Annotated in this window: 13 protein-coding genes; 5 read left to right on the top strand and 8 right to left on the bottom strand. The window is 69.5% G+C overall.

Annotated features, from left to right (window positions below; genetic code table 11):
• Positions 1-911: 911 nt before the first annotated feature.
• The gene (locus tag ACFYW7_RS36885; protein WP_389510665.1) at positions 912-1,451 is read left to right on the top strand and encodes a hypothetical protein; all 540 of its coding nucleotides are present in this window, start codon (positions 912-914) and stop codon (positions 1,449-1,451) included.
• Positions 1,452-1,561: 110 nt separating this feature from the next.
• Here ACFYW7_RS36885 and ACFYW7_RS36880 read toward each other — a convergent pair whose 3' ends face one another.
• Complete coding sequence (locus ACFYW7_RS36880; RefSeq protein ID WP_389510663.1) at positions 1,562-1,951, bottom strand: hypothetical protein; 390 nt, start codon at positions 1,949-1,951, stop codon at positions 1,562-1,564.
• A gap of 170 nt (positions 1,952-2,121) precedes the next feature.
• Positions 2,122-2,688 carry a DUF4240 domain-containing protein gene (locus tag ACFYW7_RS36875; protein WP_389510661.1) on the bottom strand — a complete coding sequence of 189 codons (567 nt, stop codon included), beginning with the start codon at positions 2,686-2,688 and terminating at the stop codon, positions 2,122-2,124.
• Between the two features lie 256 nt (positions 2,689-2,944).
• On the opposite strand from ACFYW7_RS36875, the gene ACFYW7_RS36870 reads away from it, so the two are divergent.
• A complete protein-coding gene (locus ACFYW7_RS36870; RefSeq protein WP_389510659.1) occupies positions 2,945-3,529 on the top strand; it encodes a GNAT family N-acetyltransferase in 585 nt (194 codons plus the stop codon).
• Entirely contained in the window at positions 3,526-3,996 is a 471-nt protein-coding gene (locus tag ACFYW7_RS36865; protein ID WP_389510657.1) for a nitrilase-related carbon-nitrogen hydrolase, read from the top strand. The genes ACFYW7_RS36870 and ACFYW7_RS36865 overlap by 4 nt, the downstream gene beginning before the upstream one ends.
• Here the strand turns inward: ACFYW7_RS36865 and ACFYW7_RS36860 are convergent.
• The 4 genes from ACFYW7_RS36860 to ACFYW7_RS36845 form a co-directional block, all read right to left on the bottom strand.
• The gene (locus ACFYW7_RS36860; protein WP_389510655.1) at positions 3,906-4,181 is read right to left on the bottom strand and encodes a zinc-binding dehydrogenase; all 276 of its coding nucleotides are present in this window, start codon (positions 4,179-4,181) and stop codon (positions 3,906-3,908) included. The two genes, ACFYW7_RS36865 and ACFYW7_RS36860, sit on opposite strands and share 91 nt — an antisense overlap.
• Before the next feature lie 125 nt (positions 4,182-4,306).
• A complete protein-coding gene (locus ACFYW7_RS36855) occupies positions 4,307-5,473 on the bottom strand; it encodes a homoserine O-acetyltransferase (protein ID WP_389510673.1) in 1,167 nt (388 codons plus the stop codon).
• Entirely contained in the window at positions 5,470-6,831 is a 1,362-nt protein-coding gene (locus ACFYW7_RS36850; RefSeq protein WP_389510653.1) for a bifunctional o-acetylhomoserine/o-acetylserine sulfhydrylase, read from the bottom strand. The genes ACFYW7_RS36855 and ACFYW7_RS36850 overlap by 4 nt, the downstream gene beginning before the upstream one ends.
• Positions 6,832-7,402: 571 nt before the next feature.
• Positions 7,403-7,816 (bottom strand): MerR family transcriptional regulator, encoded by a 414-nt coding sequence (locus ACFYW7_RS36845; protein WP_389510651.1) that lies wholly within the window; start codon positions 7,814-7,816, stop codon positions 7,403-7,405.
• 68 nt (positions 7,817-7,884) lie between these two features.
• Between ACFYW7_RS36845 and ACFYW7_RS36840 the strand changes: the two genes are divergently transcribed.
• Positions 7,885-9,087, top strand: coding sequence for an MFS transporter (locus ACFYW7_RS36840; protein WP_389510649.1), 1,203 nt, complete (start codon positions 7,885-7,887; stop codon positions 9,085-9,087).
• Between the two features lie 179 nt (positions 9,088-9,266).
• On the opposite strand, the gene ACFYW7_RS36835 is transcribed toward ACFYW7_RS36840, so the two are convergent.
• Positions 9,267-10,241, bottom strand: coding sequence for a DUF6215 domain-containing protein (locus tag ACFYW7_RS36835; protein ID WP_389510671.1), 975 nt, complete (start codon positions 10,239-10,241; stop codon positions 9,267-9,269).
• A 552-nt stretch (positions 10,242-10,793) separates the two neighbouring features.
• Between ACFYW7_RS36835 and ACFYW7_RS36830 the strand changes: the two genes are divergently transcribed.
• Positions 10,794-11,282: a GNAT family N-acetyltransferase gene (locus ACFYW7_RS36830; RefSeq protein ID WP_389510646.1), complete on the top strand. Its 489-nt coding sequence runs from the start codon at positions 10,794-10,796 to the stop codon at positions 11,280-11,282.
• A gap of 219 nt (positions 11,283-11,501) precedes the next feature.
• On the opposite strand, the gene ACFYW7_RS36825 is transcribed toward ACFYW7_RS36830, so the two are convergent.
• Positions 11,502-11,741: a hypothetical protein gene (locus tag ACFYW7_RS36825; protein ID WP_389510643.1), complete on the bottom strand. Its 240-nt coding sequence runs from the start codon at positions 11,739-11,741 to the stop codon at positions 11,502-11,504.
• Positions 11,742-11,854: the final 113 nt, after the last annotated feature.

Genomic DNA, 11,854 nt, shown 5'->3' with positions numbered 1-11,854 from the left:
GGCTTTCCCCGCCCTGCTCCGCAGGAGCTTCGTTTCTCCCCCGCAAGCGGGAGGTACCCCCACCCCGGCCTGAAGGCCGGGGTATCCACAAAGGAAACCTGATGAACATCGAACAGGCCGTCGCGGAGATCGGGAACGCCGAGAGGATGCCCGGCCTGCCCGCGGCCTGGCGATGGTCGCCCGTGGGCGCTTCATGTTCTCTCCGGCCGTGGACGTCGACGGAGGCTGGGCCTACCAGATGAACTCGCTCGACGTGCACGACGAAGGACCGACGAGGGCCGTCCTCGCGTTCGCGAGACAGCACCGCCTCGGGCGCGGGGCGGCAGCGTCGGTGCGTCCCGCGGGTTCGCCGCGTATGACGTGCTGTTGAGGGAGCTCGGGCTGCTCGAAGGTGCTCCAGGGAGTTCCGTGGAGTTCGAGAACTCGCTGGGCGAGGTGGGGAACATCGAGTGAACGGAACGGCCCAGGACGCACCGCCCTCCGAGAGCTGGGTGGCGTCGGCTCTGGGGATGCCCGAAGAGACGCGATGACCTGGGCCCCTCGCCAGGTGTAGTCGTCACGGAAGAGCGGTCGGCACCTGCGACTCGGCCAGCGGGCGCGGGCAAGGGCCGCTCGGCCGCTCCAGCGTTCTCCTGGTTGGCGCGAGGGCTGCGATACGCGCGATGACGAGTCCGAGCTCGTCCACCGTCGGCCCCGCCCGCGTTCGCGTCCTCATCGGCTGGGGAGCGGCCCCCGTTCAGGCGGAAGGATGTTGCCCCGGGCGGAATCGTGGGGCAACGGTATGCGCCCGTGGGATGGGCAGGGGACGGGTTCTCGTTCACAGTGGGCGTACTCGGTCGAAGGGGGATGCCGTGGCGGGGGAGGAACAACCGAGGACGGAACCCGGTCTGTTCGAGCTGGAAACTGTCGTGGTGGGGCAGCCGAAGCGTTCACGGTGGCGCGACTACAAGGGGCCCGACCTGGTCGCGTCCACCGTGCAGGGGGTTCCGCTCGGGCACGTCACGTTCACCGACGACACATGCTCCGTCCTCACGAGAGCGACCGGCGAGGTCATCGTCCGTATCGATCGGTTCCGTTCGGCTCGGTTCTGGTCGGCGCGGTTCAGCATCACCGCGGCCGACGGCCGGGAGGTCGGTACCGCCGGTGCCCGTGGACTCGTCAAGTCCCTTCAGTTGAGCCTGCGGTCGGAGCAGGGACGCGGGCTCCACCTCTCGCGGGCGAGTCTCATGCACACCGAATGGCATCTCACGGAGGCCGGTCCGGACGGACGCCCAGGACCGGAGGTTCTCGGCCGGGTCACGATGAGCACCATCGACTCGTGGATCGGTTTGGAGCAGTACGTGGTGGAAATGGACTCCCGCCTGGATGCCGCCGAACGGCGGACGGTCGTCGCCTCGGTGGTCTGTCTGCACAGGATCCGCCGACCTCCCGGCAACTCCACGCCGGGGTGAGACGGGCCCCGGGCCCGTGTGCTGGCTTGCTTCGGGACCAGCGCGGGGCAGAACGGACGGTGTTGCCGCGGAGTCGAGTGGCGTCTGGAGCGCCTTTGTGAGCTTGTTCCTCAGGATGCCTGGACGGCTTGGGTGATCGCCCTCCCTGTGGACGCGACGACGACGGAGCATGCGTCGAGCAGTTCCTGGGGCAGGTGCTCGCGGTCCTTCTCGCGGGTGATGATCACCGTGCTGTCAGGGAGGAGGAGAACAGCTTCGAGCCGCTTCAGCAGCTCGGCGACGAGGTCCATGACGCGCTCTCCGCCGAAGTGGTTGATCATCATGCCGTTCTCGTTGAGATAGACATCGGCCGTTCCGTGGTCCCCGGTCCGCAGCTGGAGGAAGTCATGCTCGGGCGAGCGTGCCACCGCATGGGGATCGAGGACCTCGTACGCGAGCTTCATGTCCATCGGCGCCGCTGCGCCTTGTACGAATCGGTACGGAAAGATGTCGTAGCTCATGTGTCTCTCCGGGGTGGTCGGGCGGGACGTAGTAGGAAACGGGCAGCGGCGGGCTGACGTGGACCCGCCTCGGCGGCCGACAGCGGCGCTTTCGCGGCGCCGAGCGGTCAACTGTCGAGTCTCTCTTTCCCTTGTGCCTGGTCCTTCCGGAGCGTGGCAGCATCCAGTTCTCAGAGGTTGGGGTCGAGGAACAGGGCGGCCAGACGGGGAAGCCGACGGTTCATCTCGCTGTCGTCGTCGAAGTCGAAGTCCTCACCCATGTCGACCGTGGCGTCGTTCTCGCGATCGGCCTTGTGGAAGTCACGCCAGGCTTCGTAGAAGGCATCGGCGTCGCCCGTGATCTGCTGGAACGCCCCACTGGCCGCGTAGTTCACGTCTTCATAGAACAGCGCTTCCTCCAGGCCGCCCGCTGCCTCGACCACGGCAGGGTGCGCGGCGAGACTGTCGGGGTCAGCGGCCACGCGCTCGTACCACTGGCGCCCCAGGGCGATCACGCCGGCGCGGAAGTCCATGAAGCTGTCGTCGGCGCAGCCGCCTCCGATGAGGTAGGCGGCAGCCCAGACGTCCCAGCGGTACAGGGCGTCGTGCAACTCGTCGAAGCGTTCCGCGTACTCCAGGATCTCCTGACGCGGCCTGTTCGCGAGTTGTTTGACGAGAACCTGGTCGAACAGTTCGTCCGTTGATGCCGCGTCGGCCTGCGCGATCTCGATGACGTCCCAGAAGGTGTCGATGTCCATGACCGCGCACTCTGTCACGCCCCTCCGACAATGGATCAAGAGTGCCCCAGCCGTTTCATGTAATCGCGGGCAGAGCCGGTCCAAGGACCTGGCCGCAGCTCCGTGACGTTCTTGAGCGTTGTGGCCTCGTCAGGTGAGAGGTGTAGGTGGGGATCCGGGTCGTCGAATCCGACCCGATTCTGGACATGCCCGGGGTGCACAGCCGAGGAAGCCGGTCTCCGTGCGGCGCGGCTGGCGATCTTGAATAATCCAGCCCATGCCTGTACTCGTCGTACCAACGGTTCCGGTCGGCTCCCTCGCGGCGCGGCCTCAACCCACTTTGACGGCCGGCGATGACGTGTTGCTGCGGCCATGGGATCTCGGCGACGCACGGGCCGTTATGGACGCGTACCAGGATTCAGAGATCCAGCGCTGGCATGTGCGGCGGGCGGACTCCCTTGCGGAGGCGGAGGATTGGATCGCGGGCTGGCAAGGCGGCTGGGTGACCGAGAGCGGTGCGCACTGGGCCGTGGTCGACTCCGAGAGCGACGTCCTGTTGGGTCGAGCCGCCGTGAAGGGACTGGAGTTCGCGGACGGCACCGCCGAGGTCGCCTACTGGACCGTGCCGGTGGCCCGGGGAAGGGGCGTCTGTCCGCGGGCGGTCGAGGCGATGGCGTCCTGGGCTTTCGAGGTGGCCGGCTTTCACCGACTTGACCTCGAACACGCCATGGGCAACACGGCGTCCTGCCGCGTGGCGGAGAAGACCGGATTCGGGGTGGAGGGCGTGCGCCGCAGCGCGTGGCTCCAGACGGACGGTAGGCACGACGTACACGTCCACGCGCGTCTGCGGTCCGAGGGATGAGCGGAATGATGAGGGAGCCGCTGACGGTCGCCGCCGTCCAGCCCGTGTGGGCAGGGGCGGATGTCGTGGCGAACGTCGAGCAACACGCACGGGCCGTTGAACAGGCCGGTGCGAGACTGGTGGTCTTCCCCGAGCTCTCCCTCACCGGATATGACCTTGCGGCCCCCTCGCTTGCCGCGAACGACCGTCGTCTCCGGCCGTTGGCGGACGCCTGCCGTGCTGCCGGCTCGGTGGCCCTGGCCGGTCGCGACGCGGGCGAGATGGCGACGGCTCTGCTCCGCTGCGGGACGAGTCGTGGATCGGGAGGCGCCTCCGGGGATACGTGTCCACTCCCAGGCCGCTCGGAGCACCCTGGCGATGTCCCGCGGGGCGGATGTCAGGGAGAGAGGACCAGATCCACCCCGCGACCGGCGGTGGCCTCCCGGACCGCGTCCGCGAAGGACTCGGGGACGAACAGCGCGTCGTAGCCCAGTGAGGCGGCCGGTTCCGTCTTCTCGGAGGAGCCCGTGCCGTAGACACGCGCGGCGCCGAGCGCACGCGCGATCCGGGCCGCGGCCGAGCCGACCCCGCCGGCCGCGGCATGGATCAGGACGCTCTCTCCCTCGCGCAGCCGCCCGGCGTCCGCCGGCACGCCATAGGCGGTGGGATACACGCACGGCACTTCCGCCGCATCGGCCAGGGGCAGTTCACCACCGGCCCTACGAAGTCGGTGTCGGCCACGGCGAACTCGGAGCAACCGCCGAAAGCGGCGACATGCGCGAGGCCCTTCTTGACACGTCAGGGGAGGAGTCCGTCGGAACCGGGGACGAGTTCGTCGACGAGCGCGGCGACCTGGTCCACCTCGATGAGGAAGCCGTCATGGCCGTGGGGCGACTCGATGAGCCGGAGGTCGTCGGCGGTGCTGATGCCCGCCGCCAACTCCGCCTGCTGGAAGGATGGGTAGAGACGGTCGGAGTCGACCCCGGCGACGAGGGTCCTGGCGGTCACCCGGTTGAGGGCGGCGCGCACGCCACCGCGACCACGGCCGATGTCATGGCTGTTCATGGCCTCCGACAGCACGACGTAGCTGCCCGCGTCGAAGCGGCGCACCAACTTGGCGGCGTGATGGTCGAGATAGGACCCGACCGTGTACCGTCCACCCGACCACGGGTCTTCCGTGCCCTGCGCCGAGCGGCCGAAGCGGACCTGGAGTTCCGCCTCGCTTCGGTAGGTGACGTGGGCGAGCCGCCGGGCCAGGCCGAGTCCGGCGTGCGGTGCGTCGCCGGTGCCGTGGTAGTGGCCGCTGTGCCAGTGCGGGTCGGAACGGATGGCGTGCGACTGGATGTCGGCCAAGGCGATCTGCTCGGCGCTCGCGGCGGCGGTCGTGGCGAGCAGGAGCAGCGCGTTCGTCCGTTCGGGATACGACACGGCCCATTCCAGCGCCCGCATGCCGCCCATCGAGCCGCCGACCGTCAGGGCCCAACGGTCGATGCCCAACGCGTCGGCCAAGTCGGCCTCGGCCGCGACCTGGTCACGCTGGGTCAGAAACGGAAAGCCACCGCCCCACGCTCCTCCGTCGGGGCGCGGGGAGGACGGCCCGGTGCTGCCTTGGCAGCCGCCCAGGACGTTGGGGGCGACGACGAACCAGCGGTCCGTGTCGAGCGCGCGCCCGGCCCCGACGAGCCCGTCCCACCAGCCGGGGGTGGGGTGGCCGGGCCCGGCGGTGCCGGCCACATGGCTGTCGCCGGTGAGGGCGTGCAGCACCAGCACCGCGTTGGAGCGGTCGGGCGCGAGCCGCCCCCAGGTCTCGAACGCGATCCGCAGGCCCGGCAGTTCACCGCCTGCCTCCAGGCGAAGCGGCCGTTCACGCTCGTGCCACTGGCGATGCCCGGGAGGGTCCCCCTCCCGCCAGGCCCCGGAGGCCGGCGGGAGGGAAACCTGAGAAGGCGTCAGCGCGGTGTTCAGGACGCGCCCTTCGCCGCCCGGAACCCGGCCTCCAGGTCGGCCTTGAGGTCGGCGAGGTTCTCGATGCCCACCGACAGGCGCACCAGGCCGGGGGAGGCGCCGGTCACGGCCAACTGTGCCTCGTCCAGCTGACTGTGGGTCGTGGAGGCGGGGTGGATGATGAGGCTGCGCACGTCACCGATGTTCGCGAGATGGCTGAACAGTTCGACGGCGTCCACGAAGCGCTTGCCCGCCTCGACACCGTCGCGCAGTTCGAAGGCCAGAACCGCGCCGGCGCCGCGCGGCAGATAGCGTTGCCCCGCCTCGTACCAGCGGTTGGACTCCAGCCCGGGATAGTGGACGGCGGCGACCTCGTCCCGCTGCTCCAGCCATTCGGCCAGGGCCTGGGCGTTCGCGGAGTGCCGTTCGATGCGCAGGCTGAGCGTTTCCACGCCCTGCAGGAGCAGGAAGGCGGAGTGCGGTGCGATGGCGGGTCCGAGGTCGCGCAGCAACTGGACCCGGAGTTTGACGGCGAAGGCGCCCGGGCCGAGCGCGGGCCAGTACCGCAGGCCGTGGTAGCTCGGGTCGGGCTCGGTGAAGTCGGGAAACCGCTCGGCGTGCGCGCCGAAGTCGAAGGAGCCACCGTCGACGACGACGCCCCCGATGGTGGTTCCGTGGCCGCCGAGGAACTTGGTCGCCGAGTGCACCACGACGTCCGCGCCGTGTTCGAGGGGCCGCAGCAGATACGGCGTCGGGACCGTGTTGTCCACGATCAACGGCACGCCCGCCTGGTGGGCGACATCCGCCACGGCCCGTACATCGAGCACGTTGCCGCGTGGATTGCCCAACGTCTCGGCGAACAGGGCCTTGGTTCCCGGCCGGATCGCCGCCCGCCAGGCGTCCAAGTCGTCCGGGTCGTCGACGAAGGACACCTCGATGCCGAACCGCGGCAGTGTGTGGCGGAACAGGTTGTAGGTGCCGCCGTACAGGGAGGTGCTGGAGACGACGTGGTCGCCGGCGCTCGCCAGGGTGAGGATCGCCAAGGTCTCGGCAGCCTGGCCGGAGGCGAGAGCCACGGCCGCGACGCCGCCCTCCAGCGCGGCGACGCGCTGTTCGAAGACGTCCTGGGTGGGGTTGTGGATGCGGGTGTAGATGTTGCCGGGCTCGGCGAGAGAGAACAGGTCGGCGGCGTGCTGGGTGTCCCGGAACACGAACGACGTCGTCTGGTAGATCGGCGTCGCCCGTGCGCCGGTCGCCGGATCCGGCGCCGCACCGGCGTGAATCTGCTTGGTCTCGAAGGACCAGGCCGAGGTGTCGGGGCCGACGGGTTCGGCGTCGGGGGTGTGGCCGGCGGTGACGGAGTCGATCGGCTGGCTCATGATGGTGCTCCCTTGAAAGGAGGGAAGGGCAGCGTGAAGACACCACAGCTCCGTCGACCGCGCCCGAAACGAGGGCGAGCGGCCGGTGCGATGTGGTGGGGAAAAGGGGCTCAGAAACCGAAGTGGCCGGTCAGGAGCCGGAGCGAGAGGTCAGCTCGCGGCGGGACAACTCGTGGTGGTGACACGCACGTAGTCGACGTGGCGGCGGGTCACGAGCACGGTCATGGACCCAGATAACCACATGCGGGCGGCGACGCACCAGATCAAGCCGGGACACGCCCGATGACACACCTCATCGGTTGGGGCGCGTGGTGGACCGAAGAGCCACGAGGGCCACGAGGGCCACGGACAGAGGATCAGCTCGACGCGGGCGCGTGAGGCCGAGGACCACGTGCGCGAGGGAACGCGAGTCGTGGAGGCGGAACCGCGGATCACCTGCCTGAGGAAGTCGCCCGCCGACGCGCACAGTTCGGCCTGAGGGGGCTCGGTCGCGCCCCATGGTGCCTTCGGACGACGCCGACGAGATGGTCGGGGAGGTGTCGGGGAAGGCCCTTCCGGTGAGGAACCGGCTTCAGCCGTCGAGCAGTTGTTCTGAGCTGTCCCTCTGGCTGGGGGCAACCGGGGCGCGGTGCTGCTCCACCTCGGCCAAGTACTCGGTCATCGCGTTCCGGTTGCGGGTCAGTACCTCGATCCGGTCGGTGAGCTTGTCCCGCTCCGAGGTCAGCAACGCCAGCATCTCCGGGGTCGCGTCCGGGAAGTGGATGGACCGGGGCTTGTCCAGGCACGGCAGGATCTGCTTGATGACCCGGGTCGGCAACCCCGCCGCCAGCAGACCGCGTATCTGCTTCACGCGGTCCACATACCGCTCGTCGTAGTCACGGTATCCGTTCGCCGTCCGATCCGGCACGATGAGGACCTGCTCCTCGTAGTACCGCAGCAGGCGTCGGGACACGCCCGTCAGGCGGGACAGTTCACCGATTCGCACCCGCTCGAGAATAGTCGCGCGGTCCGCGCTTGACCCTCACATGAATGTGAGCGTTTCACGATCAGTGCATGACGACCACGACCACCTCGCCGACAAGACGTGACGTTCTGCCCTGGTCCGCGCTCCTGGCCCTGGGCACCGCCGTCTTCATCACCAGCCTGACCGAGACGCTTCCGGCCGGTGTCCTTCCGCAGATGTCCTCCTCCCTCGGCGTCAGCTCCGGTGCGGCGGGTCAGACCGTCACCGTGTACGCCACCGGCACAGCCCTCACCGCCATACCTTTGGCCGCCGCCACGGCGGGAGTCCGGCGCAAACCCGTGCTGCTGGGCGCCATGGCCGTCTTCCTGGCCGCGAACACCCTCACCGCGGCCGCGCCCGGCTACGCGGTCCTGCTCGTCTCACGATTCCTCGCCGGCGTCGCCGCCGGACTCGCGTGGGCCGTACTCGCCGGATACGCGCGGCGTATCGCACCACCCGGTCAGGAAGGACGTGCCATCGCGATCGCGATGACCGGGATCCCCCTGGCGCTGTCGCTGGGTGTTCCCGCCGGGACCCTGATCGGGTGGCGAGCGTCCTTCGCCGCCGTCTCGGTGGTCACCCTCGCCGTCCTCGGGTGGATCACGTCGAGCGTTCCCGCCGTCAGTCGGCCGACGACACCAGCCGACGAGCCGAAGCCGACCACCCGGCAAGCGCTCCGGGCCCCCGGGGTAACCGCCGCCATGGCCGTCGTCGTGACCTTCGTCCTCGGCCACACCGTCATCTACGCGTACATCGCGCCGTATCTGCGGCAGGCGGGCCTCGCCACCGCGGTGGACGCGGTCCTGCTGGCCTTCGGCATCGCGTGCCTGGTCAGCATCTGGTTCACCGGCAGTCACATCGACAGGCACCTGCGCGGGCTCGCGCTGACCGCCGCGGCCCTGTTCACCGTCGCCACGGCCGCCTTCGCCGCCACCACGGCACACACCGTCGTCTGGATGGCGGCCGTCGCGTGGGGCCTGGGATGGGGCGGCACGCCCACGCTCCTTCAGACCGCCGCCGCTCAGGCCGGGACGCGACGAGGCCCAGCCGTCGCCGACACCGCGCAAGCCGTCCTCGTGACCTTGTGGAACGCGGCCATGGCGCTCGGCGGCATCATCGGCGGCCTGCTCCTGCAGCGTGTCAACATCACCGCCGTCGCCGTCACGGCGGCAGGACTCGGAGCTCTCAGCTTGGCCGTGATCACCCTCGCGGGACAGCACGCCTTCGCACCGACGGACCGGGACGCACCGTGACCCACGCGGACGCGCCACTGCCCGTCAGGGGCGTTGCGGGCCGGGCCGAGCCGGGAGTAGCCGGACGGGTCATCGGTCGTGACGGGTGAGGGACAGCAGAGAGCCGGTGTGACACCCGGACCGGACCGCGATGCCCAGCCCGGTGCGCACCTCCATGGTCGAGCCGTCCTGCCGACGTCTCATCGGGCAGGTCGTTCGGGGACCTTCGGAAGCACCTTCTCGGCGATACCGAGGAGAGCGGTGTCGCTCGGGAGTGCCCCGGACTTGCTCCACACGGTGATTTCGCAGTAGCCGCCTCGGTCACCACGGTCCAGGGCGACGGACAGGGTCCTCTCCAGGGGGCCTTGCTCGACCGGTCCGCCGGATCCGCCATCCTCCCCGAGATTGATCTCGATCTTCATGGTGTGATCCGTGGAGAAAGCCGCCGGCCGACCGTGAACCTTGAGCGTCTTGACGGCGCTCTCGTCGCCGAACTTCATCAGTTTCACGTACTGATCGATCGAGAGGTCGTTGTAGGTGGCCGAGACATTCACGGTGTACGTGTCGAAAGCGACTTGGGTTTCCGGCTGGGCGACCTTCCCATCGGTCAGAGGGGCGGTGCCGTCACTGCTGGAGATGGAGGTCGCCTTCTCACCAGGCGTTCCCAGAAGCTCGGCCAGGTCCGGCCGGTTGAGCGCCTTGCACAGCTCCTTGCCGGTCACGGGCCGGGGCTTCTGCTTGAAGGCCTTCGGCGGTTTCTCGTGGGTCTCGTCCGAACACGACGGGGGCCGCGTGGCGTTGACGTCGTCGGACGGCATGAAGCGTGGGCCCAGCCATACCGTCGCCGCGAGTGCCCCGAAGATGGCCACGGCGGCCACGGCCTGGGCCCATGGGTTGTGGTCCCTCTTCGGAGTGCCCGGACCGGGACGCGGCCCAGTTCCGGCCTGAGCCTGAGGGAGGGGCTGAGGCAGGGCCGGGGCTTGGGACGGCGCGACCTGGAGCCGAGGCTGGGCGCCGGTGTCGACGCCCGCCCCGACCGCGGCGGTCGCCGGGCTCGGATTCCGGAGTGCGCGCAGAGCCCGGACCACCGAGTGGACACGTACGGCGGTGAACACGAGGAACGCCGCGCCGATACCGGCCCCGACCCAAGTGTGTTCGGTCGCGGCGAGATACATGATGCGCACGCCGAAAACGGAGCCCACCACGATGAGGAGGGGCTCGCGGACCCAGAACGGCAGGCGACGGATGAGGAAACCGAGCATCCGGCGATCCCATCAGAACAAGATCAGATCCACCATGACGGAAGCCACAATTCCGGGCATGTACAGGACCATCGAAGCGACGCCATGTCGACGATCCCGATGGGGGTGGGTCAAATGGAGGGATCCGATCCGTGGCGGCGCCATTCGGCCGCCGTCGTCCCGCGGCCCCAGTGGATCTCGGTGACGTCTTCAGGGAGGTGCGCCGACGCCGGCACGGGGCGGCATCGGGCGCCGACCGTGAAAGGGCGAGGCACGACTCATCGGTATTCAGTGGGCCGTCGCAGAGCCGCGCGGACGCACGTGTCGGCGTGCCACGGTCGCGCCAGGTGACAAGATCCACTTCTGCCTCCACCGGCGCTTCGACGGCGCCGAGTGGCTCCCGGAGCGAAGTGGGAACGCCTGCCCGGCCACCGACCAGTGGACCAGCGGCAAGAAGGCACTCTCAAGGTGCGAAATACTCGTTCCATGAGTTCACGCACTTCCCCGACCAGCCAGCCGGTCACGATACGGAGGGCCGTTGCGCGGGATGCCAAACGGCTCACGCGGCTCGTGCGTGGCTCGAGCGCCTACGAGGGCAAGTACGCGGGCGCGGTGGCGGGCTACCGGGTCGGTCCTGACTACATCGAAGCCCACCGCGTCTTCGTGGCCGTCGGCACCGACGGGCACGGAAGCCGGGTCCTCGGGTTCTACTCGCTCGTCCTCGCTCCGCCGGAACTCGATCTGCTGTTCGTCGCCGACGAAGCGCAGGGGCGCGGGATCGGACGGCTGCTCGTCTCGCACATGCAGTCCGAGGCCCGTGCCGCCGGGCTCGACCGTGTCGAGGTCGTGTCCCATCTTCCCGCCGCGGACTTCTACCACCGCGTCGGTGCGGTGCGGACCGGGACCTCGCTCGCGAACCCGCCCGCCGTGCCGTGGGACCGTCCCACATTCGAGTTTCGCATCCCCCCGGAATGACACGGTGCGCCGGTTCGCGGGGCGCCTCCCTGGTGACCGGCGTGCAGGGCAAGGCCGCCCCGTCAGGCACAGCTGGTGGGCCGCCACCTCGGCTGCCATGCGGCAGGCGGGCACCGGATGGATCGGAGGCCGGGACGTGCCAGGTGTCGCAGAACCCCGTCGATATCGAGACCGGCGCGACCTGGACCACCTGGTTCGGCGAGGACCGACGACTCGCGGCTACTCGGCTGGGTCCTCGTCCCCGCGCCGTGCGGCGGCCTTGACCCGCTGCTCCAGCTCGTGTCGGTCCTCGCCCGCAGACGTCGCCCGCTCGGTGATCGCTGCTTGGAGGGCCTCCACTGCCGCGCGCCAGACCCGCCGCTGGGCCTCACACTCATCGTCGGTGAGGCCCGCGAGCTTCGCCCGCGCTTCCTCGGCGGATCGTTCCAGCCGGACCAGGTCGTCAAGGTCGTCTTCCACGAGCGGATCCTAGGTCGGGCAGCGGTGAGCCCCCGCGCGGCACGCAGGTGAGGGACGCAGAGTGGACGCGGCCACTCGCCGGACAGCTCAGCTCGACGGCGCAGCCTCGACGG

It is taken from the genome of Streptomyces sp. NPDC002580 (genome assembly GCF_042889485.1).
GTDB lineage: Bacteria > Actinomycetota > Actinomycetes > Streptomycetales > Streptomycetaceae > Streptomyces.
This window is presented reverse-complemented; position numbering and strand designations above follow the sequence as displayed.

Excerpts from the sequence above, each read along its gene's own strand:
- ACFYW7_RS36880 (WP_389510663.1), bottom strand. The coding sequence starts at position 1,951 with ATGAGCTACGACATCTTTCCGTACCGATTCGTACAAGGCGCAGCGGCG.
- ACFYW7_RS36875 (WP_389510661.1), bottom strand. The coding sequence starts at position 2,688 with ATGGACATCGACACCTTCTGGGACGTCATCGAGATCGCGCAGGCCGAC.
- ACFYW7_RS36870 (WP_389510659.1), top strand. The coding sequence starts at position 2,945 with ATGCCTGTACTCGTCGTACCAACGGTTCCGGTCGGCTCCCTCGCGGCG.
- ACFYW7_RS36865 (WP_389510657.1), top strand. The coding sequence starts at position 3,526 with ATGAGCGGAATGATGAGGGAGCCGCTGACGGTCGCCGCCGTCCAGCCC.
- ACFYW7_RS36850 (WP_389510653.1), bottom strand. The coding sequence starts at position 6,831 with ATGAGCCAGCCGATCGACTCCGTCACCGCCGGCCACACCCCCGACGCC.
- ACFYW7_RS36840 (WP_389510649.1), top strand. The coding sequence starts at position 7,885 with ATGACGACCACGACCACCTCGCCGACAAGACGTGACGTTCTGCCCTGG.
- ACFYW7_RS36835 (WP_389510671.1), bottom strand. The coding sequence starts at position 10,241 with ATGTATCTCGCCGCGACCGAACACACTTGGGTCGGGGCCGGTATCGGC.
- ACFYW7_RS36830 (WP_389510646.1), top strand. The coding sequence starts at position 10,794 with ATGAGTTCACGCACTTCCCCGACCAGCCAGCCGGTCACGATACGGAGG.